Here is a 20,837-nt window from a genome sequence, read left to right on the forward strand (position 1 = left end):
AAACTCAGCGTCGGCTAGCAGGGGGCGATGAGCGACGAGATGCCGACCAACGGCCACGACCAGACCGACGCGGCCGATGCCGTGCCGTCGCGGCGGCGCATGCTGATGCTGGGCGCGGTGAGCGCGGGCGCGGTGGTGTCGATCCGGCCGGCGCTGGCACAGACGGCGGGATCGGTGATGACCTGCGAGATCCCGGTGCCCGACATGGGCCGGGCGGGGCAGTTCATCGATCCGGCCGGCAATGTCGTCGCCGCCGGAACCAAGGGCGCCTTCCCGCCGGCGTCGCGGCCGTTCAAAGGCGAAGAGGTGAAGCGCGCGCTGGCCGGCGCGCAGCTGCCCGGCACGACCTACGACAGCAATCGCGCCTATGTGAGCTATATTCGCCGGTTGCAGCGCGGGCAGGGCGGCTTCACCTGCTTTGCCTCCTTGCAGATGCCCCGCGGCTGACGCGGTGCGCTATCGCGCGCCAGGTGGGGAGGCGCTGCTGAGCGTGGAGCTCGACGCCTTCGTCGCGCTGTTCCACCGCCCGTCCGGGATCACGCATCTGCTGGCGAGCCCGGCACCCGAGATCCTGGCCGTGCTGGCCGAGGAGCCGCTGGCGGCCGACGCGCTGCTCGCGCGGCTGGGCGAACGGTTCGACCTTGCCGATGCGAACCGCGCGGCGTTGCTCGCGCGGCTCGACGAACTGGTCGTCGCCGGCCTGGTCGAGGCGGCATGAGGCACGTCTTCTGCGTACGGATCGGGCCGATCGGTTTTCGTGTCGGCAGCGCTTGGCCTGAGCCGATCGCGCTGCTGCGCGAACTCTACCGCTATTATCCGGCGCCCAACCTGCCCGATTTCACTGTCCGGCTGGAGGCGACGCGGCCGTGGCGCCGCTGGGTGCGCCCGTCGATCCGCATCGCCGGCGACTACACCTTGCCGGAGGCGGCACCGCTGCCGCTCGCGCAGGGCTTGCTCGCCGCCGAAATGGGGATGAACCTGCAACTGGCGCTGGGGGGGCGCCGCTATCTGTTGCTGCACGCCTCGTGCGTCGAGCGCGATGGGCGCGCGCTGCTGATGACCGGCGAATCGGGTGCGGGCAAATCCACGCTGGCGACGCTGCTCGCGGCGCGCGGCTGGCGGTTCATGGGCGACGAATTCGCGCTGATCGATCCGGAGACCGGGCTGGTCCACGCCTTCCCCCGGCTGATCAGCCTGAAGAAAGCCGGCATCGCGGCCGCGGTCGCGGCGCGGCCGGAGGCGCGGCTCGGTCCGCTGCTCGCCGGCACCCCCAAGGGCGATATCCGCCACATGGTGCCCGACGCGCTCGCGGTCGGGGCGATGGACGAGCCGGCGGAGCCGGCGCTGCTGCTCTATCCGCGGCACGGCTTCGCCGCCGACGTGCGGCCGGTGCGGGCAAGCGAATCCTTCGTGCGGCTGACCCAGGCATCGACTAATTACGTCGCGATGGGCGAGGCCGGGTTCGACGCGCTGGCGCGGCTGGTGAGGCGCGCGCCCGCGCACGCGATCGACTATCCCGACGGCGCGTCGGCGGTTCGCCAGGTGGAGGCGCTGTGGCAGACGCTCTGACCCTGGCGCAGGCGCTGGCCGAGCCGACCAGCCTGGCGCTCGACACCGACTGGACCGGCCTCATCACCACCGCGCGGGCCGAACAGCTGCTGGGCACGCTCGCCTACCGGCTCGACGGGCTGCCGCTGCCCGAGGACGTCGCGCAGCTGTTCGCCGACGCCCGCGCCGCGGCGGAGAACGGGCGCCGCGCCGCCTTGTGGGAAGCCGAGATGGCACGCCGGGCGCTGGCGCCGCTGGAGTGTCCGATCGTGCTGCTGAAGGGCACGGCGTTCGTCGCGGCAGGGCTGCTCGCCGGACGGGGGCGGTCGATCGGCGACCTCGACATCCTGGTGCCGCGTGCGTCGCTCGACGCGGTGGAGGCGGCGCTGATCGCTGCGGGATGGGAGTGGGTGAAGCCCGATCCGTATGACGATGCCTATTACCGCCGCTGGATGCACGAGCTGCCGCCGCTGATCCATCGCACCCGCGACCGGATGATCGACGTCCACCATACCATCCTGCCGCTGACCGCGCGGGTGAGGCCAAACGCCGACGCGCTGATCGCCGCGGCGCGGCCGCTGGGCAACGGCCTGTCGGTGCTGTCGCCGACGGACATGATCGTGCACGCCGCCGCGCACCTGCTGGCGGATGGCGATCTGGCCGGCGGCCTGCGCAACCTGTGGGACATCCACTGCCTGATCGAGGAACATGGCACCGCCGGGCTAGACGAACGTGCGGCGCACCACGGCCTCTTGCGCGAGGCGGCGCGGGCGCAGCGGCTCAGCCACCGCCTGTTCGCGACACCCGTTGCGCCCGAGCACCACCAACTGCGATCGTTCGACCGTCTCTACCTGCGGCGACTGCTCGCCCGCGACGACTGGGGCCGCCCGATCCGGCCGTTCACCCGCTTCGCCTTCTACGTCCGCTCGCACTGGCTGCGCATGCCGCCTGCCATGCTGGCGCGGCACCTTTGGACCAAGTGGCGGCGCGGCTAGGGCGTTGATCGGATCGAGCGAGTCCGTCGAAGGGCAGCGCCTTCCCGGGCGCTTCGTTTGCGGCAGCGCGCCCTTCAAAAGACGAAGGGCCAGCGCGTCAGATTTGTCGCCCGCCGCTCAGCCGCTCCAACGTCGGGATCAGTTCGGCATAGCCGTCGATCACCGCATCGGCGCCCAGATCCTCGACCGGCTGCATCAGGAAGCCGAAGGAGCAGGCGATCGTCGGCAGGCCGGCGGCCTGCCCGGCGCGGATGTCGAAGATCGAATCGCCGACGAACGCCGCGCTGCCGCCGCCGCAGCGGGCGAGCATCTCGTAGATCGGCTTGGGGCTCGGCTTGGCGTTGCCCGGTCCCATCGTGTCGCCGCCGATGATGCAGGCGAAGCGCTGGGTCAGGCCGAGCGCGTCCAGCACCTTGCGCGCCAATCCTTCGAGCTTGTTGGTGACCACCGCCAGCCGCGCGCCGCGCGCGGCGAGGGCGTCGAGCGCGTCGAGAGTACCGGGGTAGGGCTGCGTCAGGACGGCGATGTTCGCCTCGTAATGGGCCAGCAGGCTCCGGTGCAGCACGTCGAGCGTCGCGTCGTCGCAGCCGCCGGTCGCCGCCATCCCCTGCGCCAGCATGTGGCGCGCGCCGCCGCCGATCATCGGCTTGACCTGTTCGACGGTCAGCGTCGGCCGGTCGACCGAGGCGAGCGCGTGGTTGACCGCGGCGGCGAGATCGCCGCTGGTGTCGAGCAGGGTGCCGTCGAGATCGAAGCCGACGATATCGAAAGGCGATGAATTCGTTGTCATGTCGGGCGGCGGTGACGGCTCGCTATGGAAATGGCAAGCCTTCCGTGGCAGGCGGTGCCGCCATGACCACGCCGATCGCCGTCATCATCCTTGCCGCGGGCAAAGGCACGCGGATGAAATCCGACCTGCACAAGGTGCTGCACCCGATCGCGGGGCGGCCGATGCTGCTCCACCTGATCGACAGCCTCAACCGCGCGGGCGCCACGCGCCGCGTGGTGGTGGTCGGCGCCTCGGGCGAACAGGTGGAGACGGCGGTCGCCGCGACCGGCGTCGAGATCGCGTGGCAGCGCGAACAGCTCGGCACCGCGCATGCGGCCTTGCAGGCGAAGGCGAGCCTCGCCGATTTCGACGGCGTCGCCATCGTCTGCTTCGGTGATACGCCGTTGCTGGCGACCGACACCGTCGCGCGGCTCGCAGCCCGGCTGGAGGCGCCGGATGCGCCGACCGTCGCGGTGCTCGGTTTCCGCCCCGCCGACGCGCGTGCCTATGGCCGAATCATCGCGTCCGCCGACGGCACCATCGCCAAGATGGTCGAGTTCAAGGATGCGAGCGCCGAGGAGCGTGCCGTCGACCTGTGCAATTCGGGCGTCACCGCGGTGCGCACCCGCGACCTGTGGCGGCTGCTGGAGGCGGTGGGCAACGACAATGCGGCCGGCGAATATTATCTGCCCGACGTGGTGACGCTCGCCATCGCCGAGGGCGGCCGCGCGGTGGCGATCGAGACGGGCGAGGACGAGGTTGCCGGGATCAACAGCCGCGGCGAACTGGCGGCGGTGGAGGCCGGCTGGCAGGCGGCGCGGCGGCTGGCGGCGATGGCCGACGGGGCGACGCTGATCGCCCCCGACACGGTGTGGTTCAGCCACGATACCTTCGTCGGGCGGGATGTGACCATTGCACCCAATGTGGTGTTCGGCCCCGGCGTTGCGATCGCGGACGGCGCGGTGATCCACGCCTTCAGCCATATCGAGGGTGCGACGATCGGTGCGGGGGCGGAGGTCGGCCCCTATGCCCGGCTGCGGCCGGGCGCGGCGCTCGGCCAGGGCGCCAAGGTCGGCAACTTCGTCGAGGTCAAAAAGGCGAGCGTCGGCGCGGGGGCGAAGGTGAACCACCTGTCCTACATCGGCGATGCCGAAGTGGGCGAGAAGGCGAACATCGGCGCGGGCACGATCACCTGCAATTACGACGGCTTCTTCAAATACAGGACGACGATCGGGGCGGGCGCCTTCGTCGGCTCGAACTCCGCGCTGGTCGCGCCGGTGGCGATCGGGGCGGGCGCGATCGTCGCGGCGGGATCGGTGGTGACGCAGGACGTCCCCGCCGACGCGCTCGCACTGGTGCGGCCCGCACAGGTCGCCAAGCCCGGCTGGGCTGCGCGCTTCCGCCAGCAGATGGCAGCGCGCAAGGCTGGCAAGTGATATCGCTGTGTGATATCGTTACCGCATGCGCACGCTGATCGACATTCCTGAAGAGGACATGCGGTGGCTGGACAATCGCGCCGTCATCGAGGGCAAGTCTCGTGCTGCGGTGGTGCGCGATGCGGTGGCAAAGTATCGTAGGGCGAGCACCAGTGACGGCATAGAGCAGGCATTCGGCCTGTGGCGCGATCGGGACGACATCGGCGACTCGGTGGCATGGCAGCGGCGCATGCGGGCGGAATGGACGCGCCCTTGGGACGACGATTACGACGCCGTCCGGGCCGAGTTCCCCGACCTGTTCGATGCGGAGGACGATCGCGAACGCGAATATTGGCGGACGCGTAAGTGAACGAGGCATCGTTCGACAGCAATATCCTGATCGATTCGCTGAATGGCGATCGACGGGCGCGTTTGGAGTTGATCCGGACGGAACGGCGTTGGATCAGCCGCGTCACCTGGATCGAGGTTATGTCGAAGGTGCGTTCGGAGGAGGAAGCCACTATGGCGCTCTTCTTCGAGGATTTCCTGATCGAAGAAATAACCATACCGATCGCGCGGCGGGCCGCTGCCCTGCGGTTCGAACGGCCCAAGCTGAAGTTGCCGGATGCCGTGATCCATGCGTCCGCGCTGCTCGGCAACCGCATCCTCGTCACCCGCAATACACGAGATTTCCCGAGCGACATGCCCGGCATCCGTGTTCCCTACACTCTTCATTCCTAAGGCCAGTCTATGTGTGGAATCGTTGGAATCGTCGGTGCGGAAGATGTCGCCGATCGCCTGCTCGATGGCTTGAAGCGGCTGGAGTATCGCGGCTACGATTCGGCGGGCATCGCCACCGATCATGATGGCGCGATCGAGCGGCGGCGCGCTTCGGGCAAGCTCGTCAATCTGGCCAAGGAACTCGCCGCGCATCCGCTGCCCGGCACCACCGGCATCGCGCATACGCGCTGGGCGACGCATGGCGGACCGACTACCAACAACGCCCATCCGCATGCGACGGAGGAGGTTGCGGTGGTGCACAACGGCATCATCGAGAATTTCAAGCCGCTGCGCGACGAACTGATCGCCCGCGGCCGCGTCTTCACCAGCGAGACGGATACGGAGGTGGTCGCCCATCTCATCAGCGAAAAGGTCGAGGCGGGGATCGAGCCGGCCGCAGCGGTGCGCGAGGTGCTGCCGCGCCTGCACGGGGCGTTCGCGCTCGCCATCCTGTTCCGCAAGCATCCCGAGCTGCTGATCGGCGCGCGGTTGGGATCGCCGCTGGTCGTCGGCCACGGCGATGGCGAAACCTACCTCGGCTCGGACGCGCTGGCGCTGGCGCCGCTCACCCAGCGCATCGCCTATCTGGAGGAGGGCGACTGGGTTGTCTGCACCCGCGATGGCGCCGAGGTCTACGACCGCGACAACCATCCGGTCGAACGGCCGGTCACGATATCCGGCGTCACCGGTGAGCTCATCAGCAAGGGCAATCATCGCCACTACATGCTGAAGGAGATCTACGAGCAGCCGATCGTCGTCGCGCAGACGCTGCGTTCGTACCTGCAGCGGATGGAGGATCGGGTGACGTTGCCGATCCCCGATTTCGACTTGGCGGGGATCAAACGCGTCACCATCGTCGCCTGCGGCACCAGCTTCTACGCCGGCATGGTCGCCAAATACTGGTTCGAGCAGTTCGCGCGGGTGCCGGTCGACCTCGATGTCGCATCCGAATTCCGGTATCGCGCGCCGGTGATGGAGCCAGGCGGGCTGATGATCGTCATCAGCCAGTCGGGCGAGACCGCCGATACGCTCGCCGCGCTGCGTCACGCCAAGTCGGAAGGGCAGACGATCGCCGCTGTGGTCAACGTGCCGACCAGCAGCATGGCACGCGAGGCAGACCTGCTGCTGCCGACGCATGCCGGGCCGGAGATCGGCGTCGCCTCGACCAAGGCCTTCACCTGCCAGCTTGCGGTGCTCGCCGCGCTCGCCGCCAACCTTGCCCGTGCCAAGGGCAAGCTGAAGGACGGCGAGGAGCGCGAGATCGTGCGTCACCTCGCCGAGGCACCCGCCGCGCTCAATGGCGCGCTCGCCTATGACGAGGCGATCGCCGAGATGGCGGGCGCGGTCGCGGGGGCACGCGACGTCCTCTATCTGGGCCGCGGCACCGACTATCCGCTGGCGTTGGAAGGCGCGCTGAAGCTCAAGGAGATCAGCTACATCCACGCCGAAGGTTATGCTGCGGGCGAGATGAAGCACGGTCCCATCGCGCTGATCGACGAAAACGTGCCGGTGATCGTGATCGCGCCGTCGGGCCCGCTGTTCGACAAGACCGTCAGCAACATGCAGGAGGTGCAGGCGCGCGGCGGCAGGGTGGTGCTGATCAGCGACTATGACGGCATCCGGGCAGCGGGCGAGGGGTGCATCGCTACGATCACCATGCCCAAGGTCCATCCGCTGATCGCGCCTTTGGTCTATGCGGTGCCGGTGCAGCTTCTGGCATACCATGTCGCGGTGGCGAAGGGCACCGATGTGGATCAGCCGCGGAATCTCGCAAAATCGGTGACGGTCGAATAGCCGCGCGCCACGCCATCGCGGTCGCCGGCTGCGGACCGGCGGGGCTCGCGGCGGCGTTGCTGCTGGCGCGCGACGGACATCGCGTCACCATCGTCGAGCGTTTCGCAGCGCCGGCACCGATCGGGTCGGGACTGATGATCCAGCCGACCGGCCTTGCCGTGTTGCGGTCGCTGGGACTGGATGGCGCATTGATCGCGCGCAGCGCCCGGATCAACCGGCTGTCCGGCCAGGCGGGCGGCCGGACGGTGCTCGACGTCGCCTATGCGACGCTCGGGCAGGCCGGCCTATGCGGGTTCGGCGTCCATCGTGCGACGCTCTTTTCGGTCCTGCACGATGCGGTGACGGCGGCAGGCATTCCGGTGGAAACCGGGCGGACGATCGCGGGCAGCGAGCCGGTCGCCGCGGGAGGGCGCCGTCTCGTCTTCGCCGACGGCACGCGATCGGCGCCGTTCGACCTGATCGTCGATGCGCTGGGCACGCGAACCCCGCTGGCGCCACCCTGTGGCCGTGCGCTGCATTATGGTGCCCTGTGGGCGAACCTCGATGCGGTAGCCGGCTTTGCCGGCGATGCGCTCGAACAGCGCTACCGCCGGGCGAGCATGATGGCGGGTGTGCTGCCGATCGGGCGCCCGCCGGGGGCGGCGGCCGATCAGGTCGCCTTCTTCTGGTCGATCCGGGCCGACCGGGTGGCGGCCTGGCGACAGGCGGGCCTCGCCGCATGGCGCGACGAAGTGCACGCGCTCTGGCCGGCGACCGCGCCGCTGCTCGAACAGATCGTCGATCCCGACCGTCTCACCTTCGCCCGCTATGCCCATCGCACGCTCGCGCGACCGGCCGGCGCGGCGATGATCCACATCGGCGATGCCTGGCATTCCGCCAGCCCGCAGCTGGGACAGGGCGCCAACATGGCGCTGCTCGATGCCTATGCGCTCGCCAAGGGCCTGCGGGAGGCCGACGGCGTCGCTGCCGGGCTGGCGGCGGCGGTGGCCCTGCGGCGCCGGCACGTCCGGCTCTATCAGGCGCTGACCGCGCTGTTCACGCCGGTCTACCAGTCGGACAGCCGGACGCTGCCGTTCGTGCGCGACAGGCTGGTGGGGCCGCTGTCGGGAACGTGGCCTGCAAACCGGATCCAGGCGGCCATGGTGAGCGGGCTGATCGGCTCGCCGCTCCGCCCGCTTGCTCTCGCCTAACCGTCCGGACTCGTCTAATCGGATGCCCCGAAGGAGAAAGCGATCGTGGTAAGCGTCCCCCCGTTGGTAGCCGGCATCGAATTGGGCGGGACCAAGATCATCTGCCTTCTCGCCCGCGGGCCGGACGCGATCGAGGATCGCGTCCAGTTGCCGACGACCCGCCCCGACGAGGCGCTGGTGGGGATCGAGCGGGTGCTGGACGGCTGGGGCACGTTCGACGCGCTCGGCATCGCGAGCTTCGGCCCGATCTCGATCGACCGGGATTCCGCCGATTACGGCCACATCACCTCCACCCCCAAGCCGCATTGGGCGGGCACCGACGTCGCCGGCCGGCTCGGCGCGCGCTACGGCGTCCCGACCGGTTTTCACACCGACGTCGTCGGCGCGGCGCTGGCGGAGGCGCGCTGGGGAGCGGCCAGGGGCCTGCGCGACATCGCCTATGCGACGGTCGGCACCGGCATCGGCGTCGGCCTGATCGCCGGCGGCAAGCCGGTCGACGGGCTGACGCACAGCGAATTCGGCCATATCCGTCCCGATCGTCTGCCGGGTGACGATTGGATGGGCATCTGCCCGTTTCACGGCGGCTGCCTGGAGGGGCTGGCCGCAGGCCCCGCCATCGGTGCGCGGGCGGGCAAGAAGGGCGAGGAGATCGCCGCCGACGATCCGGTGTGGGACCCGGTCGCGCACGTGCTCGGCCAGCTCTGCCACACGCTGGTGCTGACCGGGGTGCCGCGGCGGATCGTGATGGGCGGCGGCGTGATGGTCGGCAACGACCATCTGTTCCCGCGTGTCCGCGCCGCGATGGTCAAGAGCCTCGCCGGCTATATCGCGCTGCCCGATATCGCCGAGCCTGGCTTCGTCGTGCCGCCCGCCCTCGGCGGCAATGCCGGCCCCCTTGGCGCGATCGTGCTGGGAGCCCAGGCGCTGGAGGGGCAGCTGAAGTCGTTTACGACGCTTTAACCGTGTTCGCTTACGCCCTCGTCAACCATGTGAGGGAAGTTCGCACCCATGACCGTTGCCGCCCCCAAGCGCCTGCTGATCGTCGACGACGAACCGGCGATGCACGACAGCTACGCCCGCAGCTTCGCCAGCCAGCGCGGCGCGGACGAGGATGCCCTGGGAGCGATGGCGGCCGAGCTGTTCGGCGAGGAAGCGCCCGACGCTGCGGATGAGGCCGATCCGTTCGACCTGACGCATTGCCACCAGGGGCTCGACGCGGTCGCCGCCGTCGAGGCGGCGCTGGCGGCCGGCACGCCCTATGCGGTCGCCTTCATCGACGTGCGCATGCCGCCGGGGATCGACGGACGCGAGACGGCGCGGCGCATCCGGGCGCTGGACCCCGAGATCAACCTGGTCATCGTCACCGGCTTTTCCGATTTCTCGCCGATCGAGATCAGCAAGGTCGCCGGCCCGGCCGACAAGATCTTCTATATCGCCAAGCCGTTCGAGGTCGCCGAGATCGTGCAGACGGCAACGGCACTGTCGCGCCGGTGGGAGGTCGACCGCGAACTGGCCGCCGCGCGCGCGCAGCTGGCCGCGCAGATCGTCCAGCTCGAGGAGCAGGGCGCCGAACTCGCCGCCAACGAGAGCCGGGCGATCCACATGGCGACGCACGATTCGCTGACCGATGCCCCCAATCGCCTCGCCTTCCTGCGTGCGCTGGGCGAGCGGGCGAAGCGGCCGGGGCTGTTCGCCACCGCGATGTTCGACCTCGACCGGTTCAAGATCGTCAACGACACGCTCGGCCATCTCGCCGGTGATGCGCTGATCCGCGAGGTTTGCGCCATTCTGCACACCCATGCTCCCGAAGGGGCGGTGGTGGCGCGGCTCGGCGGCGACGAATTCGGCGTCCTGTTCGATGCGCCGGGCGAGGATGCGGCGGTGATGGCCTGCGACCGGATCGTCGCGGCTTGCACCGGTACGCATCAGGTCTTCGGCAATTCGGTGCAGAGTGGCGCGTCCGCCGGCCTCGTCGTGGTGGAGGGCGCCGGCGTGTGCGACCCCATCGACGCGCTGCGCCGTGCCGACCTGGCGCTCAACGATGCCAAGCGTGCCGGGCGCGGCGTCACCCGCCTGTTCGACGAGAGCATGGACGAAGGCATCCGCTTCCGCCGACGCATCGAGCAGGGTCTCGCGCAGTCCGTGGCGCGCGGCGAGCTCAGCCTCGTCTACCAGCCGATCATCAGCCGCGATGCGCTGGAGGTGATCGGCTTCGAGGCGCTGGTGCGCTGGAACACCGAGGAATACGGGCCGATCAGCCCGGCGACCTTCATTCCGATCGCCGAGGAATCGAACGTCATCCACGAGCTGGGCGACTGGATCCTCGACGAGGCGCTGAAGACGGTGCAGCAATTCCCCGGCCAATATGTGTCGGTGAACTTCTCGCCCCGCCAGTTCCGCCGCCACAATTTCGTCGGCCACATCATGGAAAGCGTGCAGCGCGCCGGCGTGGAGCCGGGGCGCGTGCAGATCGAGATCACCGAAACGGCGATCTTCGACGATGCGGAACGCGCCGCCGAGACGCTCTACAAGCTGCGGCAGATGGGCTTCCGCATCGCGCTGGACGATTTCGGCACCGGCTATTCCAGCCTCTACAACATCCGCAAGTTCGCGCTCGACAGCCTGAAGATCGACCGTAGCTTCATCGACGGCATGGGCCGCGAGCGCGAGAGCGCCGCCATCGTCCATTCGATCATCCACCTCGGCCGGGCGCTGGGGCTGGAGGTGATCGCCGAGGGCGTCGAGACGGAGGCGCAGGTCCAGGCGCTGCGGCTGGCCGGTGCCAGCCACCTGCAAGGCTATTTCTTCTCGCGCCCCGTGTCATCGGACCTCGCGCTGGAGATCGCGCAGCAGCGCTTCTTCGGTGAGGACCCCGAGGACGCGGCGGGCACCGGGACGCACGGCTGATGCGGCGCCCCTGGCAGGGGCGCGGCGCGGTGAAGGGGCTCGCGGCCCGCAGCAGGGCAAAGGGCCCGGCATCGCTCGGCGCCAAGCTGGTGCTGATCCTGACCGCGGTCGGCGCCGCCGGTGCGCTCGGCATCACGCTGCTGCTCGCGAGCGTCATCACCCCCAGTTTCCACGCGCTGGAGAGCAAGGCGATCGGCGGCCACGTCGAGCGCACCCGCGCCGCCTTGAGCGAATATGCCGCCAAGGTCGAAAATGCGGTGCGCGACTATGGCGACTGGACGCAGAGCTACGACTACATGGCGGCGCCGTCCGCCGCGTTCGAGCGCGACAGCTTTTCGCCGCTGGCGATGACCAACCTCGGCGTGCAGGGCATGGCCTATGTCCGCCCCGATGGACAAATCCAGATCGCGCGCTGGCTGGACCCCGCGACGGGGCGGGAGCGGCCGGACCTGCGCGCGGCGATGGTGCGCGTCGCGACGCATACCGACCTTCGCCGGATCGTCGGCCGCAGCAATTCGGGGCATTTCTATGCGCGCCTCGGGCCGGTCGTCGCGGCGGTGGGCGTGGCGCAGGTGCGCCGCTCCGACGGGACGGGCGCGTCGCGCGGCTATGTGCTGATGGCGCGGCAGATCACCTCCCGCCAGCTGTCGGACCTGTTGCAGCTCGATGCGCGGATCGACCTCAACGTCACCGGCGATCGCGAGCGCGTCGCCCCCGGTCGTACCACGATCGGCATCGCCGTGCCGATTCCGGGTGCCAACGGCCGGGCGGTCGCCGCCGCCCGGTTCCATATCGTGCGCGACGTGTCGCTGCTCGGCCGGCGCATGCTGTTGCTGGCGGTGGCGGGGTCGACGCTGCTGCTGCTGATCGTGCTGGTCGTGCTGCGCCGGACGATCTCGCGACTGGTGCTGCGGCCGTTGCAGCGCGTCGAGCGGCACATGCAGCGGGTCCGCGCGTCGGGTTCGATGGCGCTGCTGGAGGATGACGGGCGGCGCGACGAGTTCGGCTCGCTCGGCCACAGCCTCAATGCCATGCTGTCGCAGCTGAAGGACCTGCGCGAACAGATCGAGGTGCAGAGTTTCGCGCTGGGGCGCACCGAAAGCGCGGTCGCGGTGATGCACAACGTGCGCAACGCGCTCAACCCGATCAGCACGATCCTGAGCCATGGCATCGCCCAGCCGCCGCCGATCGACCGGGCGACCGTGGACCGGGCGCTTGCCGAGCTGGCGCTGGACGAGCTGCCCGCCGGGCGCCGGGCCAAGCTGTCCGCCTTCGTCACCGCCGCACTGGCCGCCGAAGTGGCGGGACGCGAGACGATGCGCGGCGAATTGCAGGTCGGCCGCGAGGCGATGGCGCATGTGCTGGAGATCATCGGCGAACAGCAGAAGCGTGCCCATGAACGCCCCACGCTGGAGCCATGCGACCTCAGCGAGATCGTTGCCCGCAATGCCGCCATCGCGCGCTATTCGGATACCGCATCGATCGCCTTCAGCTTTCCCGCCGAGCCGCATCATGCGCTGGCCAACCGCGTCATCCTCAGTCAGGTGATCGGTAATTTGCTGGGCAATGCTGCCGAGGCGATCGCGGCGGGCGGGCGCGACAGCGGCTCGATCGGCGTCACCATGTATCGCAACGGCGATTCGGTCTGCGTCCACATCCGCGACGATGGCGAGGGGTTCGATGCGGCGACCGGCGCGACGCTGTTCCAGCGCGGCTTCTCGACGCGCGAGCACAAGTCGGGCGGCCTCGGCCTGCACTGGTGCGCCAATTCGATGAACGCGATGGAGGGCAGCCTGCGCCTGGAAAGCGAAGGGCGCGGCCGCGGCGCAGTAGCGATCCTGACGCTGCGGGCCGCCGACGTGGCGCGCCTGCCGCACGCGGCGTGAACCACGTCGCGGGTCGTTGCCGATGAAGATCCTGGTGCTGTCCAGCCTGTACCCCAACGCCGTGCAGCCGCGGCATGGCATCTTCATCGAACATCGCATCGCGCATCGCGCATCTCGCCGCGGTGGCGGGCGATGCGATCCGCGTGGTGGCGCCGGTGCCGTGGTTTCCCAGCCCGCGACGTGTCTTCGGTCGCTATGCCGATTTCGCCCGCGTGCCGGGTACGGCGGTGCGGCGCGGGATCGAAATCCACCATCCGCGTTATCCGCTGCCGCCGAAGGTCGGCATGACCGCCGCGCCGTGGCTGATGGCGGCGGCGCTGTATCCGCACCTGGCCGCTTTGCGCCGGACATTCGATTTCGACGTGATCGACAGCTATTATTTCTACCCCGACGGGGTGGCCGCCGGGCTGCTCGCCCGCGCCCTCGATCGCCCGTACGTGATGACTGCGCTCGGGACCGATGTCAGCCTGATCCCGCGCCACCGCCTGCCGCGGCGCATGATCCTCGACGCGATCGGACGGGCGGCGGCGGTGACGACGGTGTGCGGCGCGCTGCGCGACGAGCTGTTGCTGATCGGGGCTGGCGCGGAGCGGGTGAGCGTCGTCGAACATGGCGTCGACCTCGACCTGTTCAGCCCGCCCGCCGATCGCGAGCGCCTGCGGCGCGATCTCGGGTTACGGGGCCCGACGATCGTGTCGGTCGGTCACCTGATCGACCGCAAGGGGCATGATTTCGCGATCCGCGCCATCGCCGCGCTGCCCGGCGTCACCCTGATAATCGCCGGCGATGGCCCTCGCGAGGCGGCGTTGCGGGCACTGGCGACGACGCTCGGCATCGCGGAGCGCGTGCGGTTCCTGGGGCATGTCGACCAGCAGCGGCTGCCCGCGCTGTACGGCGCGGCGGACGTGGCGGTGAATGCGGCGGATCGCGAGGGAATCGCCAACGTGCTGCTCGAAGCGCTCGCCTGCGGCACGCCGCTGGTGGCGACGCCGGTATGGGGATCGCCGGAGGTGGTGCGGGTGCCCGAGGCGGGGGTGCTCAGCGCCGATCGGTCGGTGGTGGCGATCCGCGACGCGCTCGGCGCCTTGCTGGCGAACCTGCCCGATCGGGCGGCGACGCGGCGCTATGCCATGCGTTACGATTGGCGCGAGACGGGGCGGCGGCATCGCGCCCTGCTCGCCGCCGCGGTGGAGGGCGTTGCCGTTTCCGGCCGTCCGGCTTAACGTGTTCCCGATATGGTCACCGACTTCCAGGAGCCGCCGATCGGCGTGCTCGACGCCCCCTTCGATACCGCGCTGTCAGACCGCTACCTCGTCTATGCGCTGTCGACGATCACGGCGCGCTCGCTGCCGGACGTTCGCGACGGGCTGAAGCCGGTGCATCGCCGGCTGCTGTGGGCGATGCGGCTGCTGCGCCTCGACCCGACGCAGGGCTACAAGAAATGCGCGCGCGTCGTCGGCGACGTGATCGGCAAATACCATCCCCACGGCGACCAGTCCGTGTACGACGCCATGGTCCGCCTCGCGCAGGATTTCGCGCTGCGTTATCCGCTGGTCGACGGCCAGGGCAATTTCGGCAACATCGACGGCGATAACGCCGCCGCCTACCGCTATACCGAGGCGCGGCTGACGCAGGTCGCGATCGACCTGATGGACGGGCTGGACGAGGATGCCGTCGCCTACCGCCCGACCTACAACGGCGAGGAGCAGGAGCCGGAACTGTTCCCCGGCCTGTTCCCAAACCTGCTCGCCAACGGCGCCAGCGGCATCGCGGTCGGCATGGCGACGAGCATCCCGCCGCACAATGCCGCCGAACTGCTCGATGCGGCGATGATGCTGGTCGACAAGCCCGACGCGCCCGACGCGGCGGTGCTCGATCATGTGAAGGGGCCGGATTTCCCGACCGGCGGCCTTGTTGTCGATCCGGCGGCGGTGATCGCCGAAAGCTATGCCACCGGGCGCGGCAGCTTCCGGGTCCGCGCGCGCTGGACGGTGGAGCGCGAAAAGGGTGGCGGCTGGCAGGCGGTGGTCAGCGAAATCCCCTATGGCGTGCAGAAGGGCAAGCTGATCGAACAGATCGCCGGCCTCATCAACGATCGCAAATTCCCCATCCTCGCCGACGTGCGCGACGAATCGGATGCCGAGGTGCGCATCGTCCTCGAACCGCGCAGCCGCACCGTCGATGCGCAGGTGCTGATGGACGGACTTTTCCGCTTTTCCGACCTGGAAACGCGAATCAGCCTGAACCTCAACGTGCTCGACAAGGATCGTACCCCGCGCGTGATGTCCTTGGGCGGTGCGCTCAAGGCCTGGGTCGAGCATCAGTTCGTCGTGCTCGACCGTCGGACCCGGCATCGGCTCGGCAAGATCGCCGACCGGATCGAGCTGCTCGACGGCTATCTGGTCGCATACCTCAACCTCGATCGCGTCATCGAGATCATCCGCACCGAGGATGAGCCCAAGCAGGTGATGATGGCCGAGTTCAGCCTGACCGACCGGCAGGCGGAGGCGATCCTCAACATGCGGCTGCGTTCGCTGCGGCGGCTGGAGGAGTTCGAGATCCGCGGCGAGCGCGACAAGCTCGACAAGGAACGCGCCGACCTGGAGGCGCTGCTCGCCGACCCGGCCAAGCAGAAGCGGCGGATGAAGCGCGACCTCAAGAAGGTGCGCGACCGCTATGGCCCGGAGACGGCGCTGGGCGCACGCCGTACCGGGATCGAGGAGGCGGCGCCGACCCGCGACATCCCGCTGGAGGCGATGATCGAGCGCGAGCCGATCACCGTCATCCTGTCGCAGCGCGGCTGGATCCGCGCGATGAAGGGGCACGGCGATCTCGCGTCCGCCGACACCCTCAAGTTCAAGGAAGGCGACGGCCCCGCCTTCGCCTTTCACGCGCAGACCACCGACAAGCTGCTGCTCGCGGCGGAGAACGGCCGGTTCTATACGCTGGCGGCCGACAAATTGCCGGGCGGGCGCGGCTTCGGCGAGCCGGTGCGCGCGATGATCGATCTCGACGGGTCGGTCGGCGTCGCGAGCTTCCTCAACGCCCGCGCGCAGGAGCAATTGCTGATCGCGGCGACGGACGGCCGCGGCTTTCGCGTGCCGGTGGCGGACGTGATCGCCGAGACGCGCAAGGGCAAGACGGTGATGACGCCGCGGGTCGGCCAGAAGCTGCTCGTCGTGCGTCCCGTTGCGCCGAACGCCGATTACGTCGCGGCGATCGGCGACAATCGCAAGTTCCTGGTCTTCCCGATCGCCGAACTGCCGGTGATGACGCGGGGGCAGGGGGTGCAAATCCAGCGGTTCCGCGAGGGCAGCCTGTCGGATGCCACCACCTTCGTCTTCGCCGAGGGGATGAGCTGGCCGATGGGCGGCGACACCGGCCGGACGCGGACGGAAAGCGACCTGTCGCTCTGGCGGACGGCGCGAGGGGCCGCCGGGCGCACGCCGCCGACCGGCTTTCCGCGGGACAACCGGTTCGGCCAGTAAAGGCCCCCGCAAGGTTTTAGTCGGGCCCGGACGTAAATTTTACAATTTTCAGTGCCTCTTAACGTTCGGCACCTAGACAGACGGCATGGCCAGCGCCTCGCCAGATCTGGGTCGACCACCCGCCGCCGAGCTCGACCTGCTTGAGCGGGATCTGGAACTCATCCCGATTCCGACGGTGCAGGTCGCGCGGGCGGGCGACGGGTTCATGTTCCTGGCGGTCAATCGCGCGTACCGGCTGGCGGGGCTGGGCGTCATCGCCGACCGATCGCCGATGCTGGCGCTGCTCAGCAGCCGCATCGATGCGTTTCTGCGATCCACCGATATCCGCACCGATTTCGACTGGTCGATCGGCCAGGTGATCGATTCGCGCTATTATCGGGTCACGATCGCCCGGCCGAGCCCGGCGCTGCGCGACCGCTGCCAGATCGCCTTCATCGATCTCACCGCACAGGTCCATACCGAACGCTCGCTACGCCGTGAGATGACGACCGACAGCCTGACCGGCCTGCCGAATCGCGAAGGCTTCAGCGACATGATCGAGGCGGTGCAGGCAGAGCGCAGCTGCCATGCCGTGCTGGTCATCGACCTCGACCGGTTCGGGCGGCTCAACGCGTGCCTCGGCGGCCTCGCCGGCGACGAATTGCTCATCACGGTCGCGCGCCGGATCAAGGGTGTGCTGCGCGCGCGCGACGCGCTGGCCCGCATCGGCGGCGACGAATTCGGCATCCTGATGGCGGTGGACGACGATCCGGACGAGGCGGGACGGCTCGCCGAACGGATCCAGCGTGCGCTGGCTGCGCCGTTCCGACTCAGCGATTACGAGATCGGCGTCGAATGTTCGATCGGCATCGCGCATGGCGACGACGCCATCGAGGACGTCGAGGAACTGATCCGCAACGCCCAGTTCGCCGTCAAGCGCGCGAAGACCGGGCGGCAGGTCGAAAGCTACCAGACCCAGGCCTTTACGCTGGCGCGCGAGCAGTTCGCGATGGAAACCGCGCTGCGTCGCGCGATCGAGGAGCGGCAACTGCGCCTCGCCTTCCAGCCGATCTGCGATCTGGCCAGCGGCTCGATCGTGTCGTTCGAGGCGCTCGCCCGCTGGCGCGACGACCGCGGCGTCGAACACGAACCGGGCGCCTTCATCCCCGTGGCCGAGGAATCGGGGTTGATCGTGCCGCTCGGCCGCTGGGCGATCGAGGAGGCGGCGCGGACCTTGCGCTGGTGGGACGAAGAGAGCGGCGGCCATTGCGGCATGCGGCTCGCGGTCAACCTGTCGGCGATCCAGATGCAGCGCGACGATATCGCGCCCGTCGTCGAGGCGGCGCTGATCCGCCACGATCTTGCCGGTGATCGCTTCAACCTGGAGCTCACCGAAAGCGCGATCGTCAGCGATCCCGACCGCATCGCCGGCATCATGCACGCGCTGAAGGCGCTCGGCACCAGCCTGGCGATGGACGATTTCGGTACCGGCTATTCGAACCTGGCCTATCTCCAGAAGCTGCCGATCGACATCCTGAAGATCGACCGCAGTTTCGTCACCGGCATGCTCGCCGACCGCGACAAGATCGCGATCGTGCGCGCGGTGCTCAGTCTGGCACAGGCGCTGGGCATGCGGACGACGGCGGAAGGGGTCGAGAGCAACGAACTGGCGCAGACGCTGGCGGCGCTCGGCTGCACCTATGGCCAGGGCTATCTCTACGCCAAGCCCCTGGAGGCGGCCGACGCACTGTCGCTGATCGCCGGGGTCAGGGCGGCGGCGACCGCTTCGTCGGCCAGCTGAGCGACACGGGGTTCGCCGGGGAAGCCTTCGGCGATCCACGCTGCCTCGACCCGGCGCAGCACGCGCGCGACCTCGGGCCCCTTGCGCAGGCCGCGCTCGACCAATGCGCCACCGGTGATCGGTAGCGCCGGCGGCGTCCAGCCGACCACGTCATCCACCGCTTCCCCGGCGAGCAGCAATCTGTCCACCGCGCCGGCCGTGCCGACACGATAGGCGAGGGCGCGTGGGCCTTCATCGCCCGCCCCTTGGCTGGCGGCGACCAGACGCTTGCGATCGGCGTTGGACAGTTTGAGCCGCGCGCCGACGGCCTCGGCCGTATCCGCGGGGATCAGGCTGGCGAGGCGGCGGATCGCATCGGGCGCGATGCCGGTGGCGTCCTCGCGTGCAGCCAAGGCGGCGAGGGCAGTGGCGTCGGTGATTTCGGGCAGCACCGCACGCAGGATGCCGTGTTCGATCATCAGCGCCGTCACCGGCACCGCTGCGCGGGCGACCAGCAGTTTCAGCAGTTCGGCGGCGATCCGTTCGCGGGACAGCGCCATCAGGTCGTTGGCCCGCGCGGCGCAGGCCGCCAGCCCGTCCGCATCCACCGCATCGCCGAAGCGGGCATGGAAGCGGAAGAAGCGCAGGATGCGCAGGTGATCCTCCGCGATGCGGCGATAGGGATCGCCGATGAAGCGGACGCGCCCCGCCTCCAGATCGGCGAGGCCACCGAAATAGTCGAACAGCGCACCGCTTGCCGGATCGGCATAGAGCGCGTTCATCGTGAAATCGCGCCGGGCGGCATCCTCCGCCCAGGCATCGGTGAAGGCGACGATGGCGTGGCGCCCGTCGGTCGACACGTCGCGGCGCAGCGTCGTCACCTCGATCGGACCCGATGGCAGCACCGCGGTGATCGTGCCGTGCGCGAGCCCCGTCGGCACGGCGCGGATGCCGGCGGCCTGCAGGGCGGCCAGCACCGCCTCCGGCAGCAGGCGGGTGGCGAGATCGACATCGGCGGGATCGAGGCCGAGCCAAGTGTCGCGGACGACGCCGCCAACCAGGCGCGTCGTGGCCGCGCCGCCGAGCGCGTCGATCAGCGCGGTGAACCCGTCCCGCGCGACGATCCGCTCGAGCGGCAGCGTCATGCCCATGCCAGCCGCCGCGACAAGTTGACGATCATCGCTGCCGTCGCGCCCCAGATGCGGCGGCCATCCCACAGGATCTCATGAAAATGGCGGGTGCGCCCCTGCCATTCGGCGCTCGCCTCCACCTGATTGGCGGGATCGAGCAGGAAATCGAGCGGCACCTCGAAGACGCTCGCCACCTCCGCCTCGCTCGCGACGAGCGGCAGGTCGGGCGGTACGACGGCCAGCACGGGGGTGACGGCGAAACCGGTGACGGTGCGATAGCGATCGACCTCACCGACGAGGGTCACCGCGCTGCGGGGCAGGGCGACCTCCTCCTCCGCTTCGCGCAGCGCTGCCTCCACCACCGTCTCGCCGGGATCGAGCCGGCCGCCGGGAAAGGCGATCTGCCCGGCATGCTTGCGCAGCGTCTCCGTCCGCTGCGTCAGGATCACGCCCGGGCGCGGACGATCGGTCACCGCCACCAGTACGGCGGCCGGCGTCAGGTCCGCCTCCGGGCGCACATCCAGCTCGCGCAGGTCGCCGGTGAGCAGCACCGGCGATCCGCCACGGCCCTGTTCCAACGCTCTGGTCAACCGGTCGACGAGTGCTGCCGTCACGCGGCAGCGTCCAGCGGGAAGAAGGCGCCATCGCTCCAGATGCCGGGCGCTGCCGCATCGTCGGCCAGCGCGCGTTCGGCGAGGTCGTAATAGACCGGGCGGGCGACCAGCGCCTCCAGCCCGCCGCGGACATGCAGATAGGGGCGTGGCCCGTCATCGCCCGCAGCGAAGCGCAGCGGATGATCGCGCCCTGCGGTCACCAGATCGCCGGTGTTGAGGCGAAAGGCGAGGCGGCTGTCCCGTCCGCTGCCTTCCGCCTTCATCTCCACCGCGACGAAGGGTGCATCCTCCACCGCGATGTCGAGCTTCTCGACCGGGGTGACGAGGACGTAGCGGCCATCCGCCTCGCGGCGCAGGATGGTCGCGAACAGGCGTACCATCGCCTGCCGGCCGATCGGCGAGCCCTGATGATACCAGGTGCCGTCGCGGGCGATCCGCATCTCGCTGTCGCCGCAATGCGACGGGTTCCACTGGTCGACCGGCGGCAGGCGCCGCTGTTCGACGAGCGCGGCGATCTCGGCGAGGCTCAGGCTGGCGAGATCGGGAAGCTCCTCCATCGGCA

General features: G+C 69.5%; 19 protein-coding genes. 15 read left to right on the forward strand and 4 right to left on the reverse strand.

All coding sequences use genetic code 11. From position 1 onward, the window contains the following. Positions 1-27: 27 nt before the first annotated feature. From AC4GY7_RS06230 to AC4GY7_RS06245, 4 genes are read left to right on the forward strand one after another with little or no spacing between them, the layout of a single operon-like run. A complete protein-coding gene (locus AC4GY7_RS06230) occupies positions 28-447 on the forward strand; it encodes a hypothetical protein (protein ID WP_491112535.1) in 420 nt (139 codons plus the stop codon). Positions 448-490: 43 nt separating this feature from the next. Further along, complete coding sequence (locus tag AC4GY7_RS06235) at positions 491-718, forward strand: HPr-rel-A system PqqD family peptide chaperone (RefSeq protein ID WP_443584687.1); 228 nt, start codon at positions 491-493, stop codon at positions 716-718. Next, entirely contained in the window at positions 715-1,569 is an 855-nt protein-coding gene (locus tag AC4GY7_RS06240; RefSeq protein WP_491112536.1) for an HprK-related kinase A, read from the forward strand. The genes AC4GY7_RS06235 and AC4GY7_RS06240 overlap by 4 nt, the downstream gene beginning before the upstream one ends. Continuing rightward, the gene (locus tag AC4GY7_RS06245) at positions 1,554-2,543 is read left to right on the forward strand and encodes a nucleotidyltransferase domain-containing protein (RefSeq protein ID WP_491112537.1); all 990 of its coding nucleotides are present in this window, start codon (positions 1,554-1,556) and stop codon (positions 2,541-2,543) included. The genes AC4GY7_RS06240 and AC4GY7_RS06245 overlap by 16 nt, the downstream gene beginning before the upstream one ends. A gap of 97 nt (positions 2,544-2,640) precedes the next feature. Here AC4GY7_RS06245 and AC4GY7_RS06250 read toward each other — a convergent pair whose 3' ends face one another. Then, positions 2,641-3,333, reverse strand: a complete 693-nt coding sequence (locus tag AC4GY7_RS06250) for an HAD-IA family hydrolase (protein ID WP_491112538.1) — start codon at positions 3,331-3,333, stop codon at positions 2,641-2,643. Between the two features lie 62 nt (positions 3,334-3,395). Here AC4GY7_RS06250 and glmU point away from each other — a divergent pair, with 62 nt between their 5' ends. The 11 genes from glmU (at position 3,396) to AC4GY7_RS06305 (ending at position 18,552) form a co-directional block, all read left to right on the forward strand. Beyond that, the gene (gene glmU / locus AC4GY7_RS06255) at positions 3,396-4,748 is read left to right on the forward strand and encodes a bifunctional UDP-N-acetylglucosamine diphosphorylase/glucosamine-1-phosphate N-acetyltransferase GlmU (RefSeq protein ID WP_491112539.1); all 1,353 of its coding nucleotides are present in this window, start codon (positions 3,396-3,398) and stop codon (positions 4,746-4,748) included. Between the two features lie 25 nt (positions 4,749-4,773). Beyond that, complete coding sequence (locus AC4GY7_RS06260) at positions 4,774-5,097, forward strand: CopG family transcriptional regulator (protein WP_491112541.1); 324 nt, start codon at positions 4,774-4,776, stop codon at positions 5,095-5,097. Further along, positions 5,094-5,468 (forward strand): PIN domain-containing protein, encoded by a 375-nt coding sequence (locus tag AC4GY7_RS06265; RefSeq protein ID WP_491112543.1) that lies wholly within the window; start codon positions 5,094-5,096, stop codon positions 5,466-5,468. The genes AC4GY7_RS06260 and AC4GY7_RS06265 overlap by 4 nt, the downstream gene beginning before the upstream one ends. Positions 5,469-5,477: 9 nt before the next feature. Continuing rightward, entirely contained in the window at positions 5,478-7,301 is a 1,824-nt protein-coding gene (gene glmS / locus AC4GY7_RS06270) for a glutamine--fructose-6-phosphate transaminase (isomerizing) (RefSeq protein WP_491112544.1), read from the forward strand. Between the two features lie 14 nt (positions 7,302-7,315). Next, a complete protein-coding gene (locus AC4GY7_RS06275; protein ID WP_491112815.1) occupies positions 7,316-8,491 on the forward strand; it encodes an FAD-dependent oxidoreductase in 1,176 nt (391 codons plus the stop codon). Positions 8,492-8,536: 45 nt separating this feature from the next. Next, positions 8,537-9,451, forward strand: a complete 915-nt coding sequence (locus tag AC4GY7_RS06280; protein ID WP_491112545.1) for an ROK family protein — start codon at positions 8,537-8,539, stop codon at positions 9,449-9,451. Between the two features lie 48 nt (positions 9,452-9,499). Further along, positions 9,500-11,398 (forward strand): EAL domain-containing protein, encoded by a 1,899-nt coding sequence (locus AC4GY7_RS06285; RefSeq protein WP_491112547.1) that lies wholly within the window; start codon positions 9,500-9,502, stop codon positions 11,396-11,398. Beyond that, positions 11,398-13,284: a CHASE4 domain-containing protein gene (locus AC4GY7_RS06290; protein WP_491112549.1), complete on the forward strand. Its 1,887-nt coding sequence runs from the start codon at positions 11,398-11,400 to the stop codon at positions 13,282-13,284. The genes AC4GY7_RS06285 and AC4GY7_RS06290 overlap by 1 nt, the downstream gene beginning before the upstream one ends. Positions 13,285-13,358: 74 nt before the next feature. Continuing rightward, a complete protein-coding gene (locus tag AC4GY7_RS06295; RefSeq protein ID WP_491112550.1) occupies positions 13,359-14,507 on the forward strand; it encodes a glycosyltransferase in 1,149 nt (382 codons plus the stop codon). 12 nt (positions 14,508-14,519) lie between these two features. Then, positions 14,520-16,772 carry a DNA topoisomerase IV subunit A gene (gene parC / locus AC4GY7_RS06300; RefSeq protein WP_491112552.1) on the forward strand — a complete coding sequence of 751 codons (2,253 nt, stop codon included), beginning with the start codon at positions 14,520-14,522 and terminating at the stop codon, positions 16,770-16,772. A gap of 85 nt (positions 16,773-16,857) precedes the next feature. After that, entirely contained in the window at positions 16,858-18,552 is a 1,695-nt protein-coding gene (locus AC4GY7_RS06305; RefSeq protein ID WP_491112554.1) for a putative bifunctional diguanylate cyclase/phosphodiesterase, read from the forward strand. Here the strand turns inward: AC4GY7_RS06305 and AC4GY7_RS06310 are convergent. Genes AC4GY7_RS06310 through AC4GY7_RS06320 form a run of 3 tightly spaced genes read right to left on the reverse strand, consistent with a single transcriptional unit; the run spans position 18,468 to position 20,832 of the window. Next, a complete protein-coding gene (locus tag AC4GY7_RS06310; RefSeq protein ID WP_491112555.1) occupies positions 18,468-19,682 on the reverse strand; it encodes a CCA tRNA nucleotidyltransferase in 1,215 nt (404 codons plus the stop codon). The genes AC4GY7_RS06305 and AC4GY7_RS06310 overlap by 85 nt on opposite strands. Further along, positions 19,673-20,275 (reverse strand): CoA pyrophosphatase, encoded by a 603-nt coding sequence (locus tag AC4GY7_RS06315; RefSeq protein WP_491112557.1) that lies wholly within the window; start codon positions 20,273-20,275, stop codon positions 19,673-19,675. The genes AC4GY7_RS06310 and AC4GY7_RS06315 overlap by 10 nt, the downstream gene beginning before the upstream one ends. Continuing rightward, on the reverse strand, positions 20,272-20,832 hold the full coding sequence (locus AC4GY7_RS06320; protein WP_491112558.1) for a DUF1285 domain-containing protein: 561 nt from the start codon (positions 20,830-20,832) through the stop codon (positions 20,272-20,274). Before AC4GY7_RS06320 ends, AC4GY7_RS06315 begins: the two co-directional genes overlap by 4 nt. Between the last annotated feature and the right edge of the window lie 5 nt (positions 20,833-20,837).

The organism is Sphingomonas sp. SP5, from assembly GCF_058313455.1.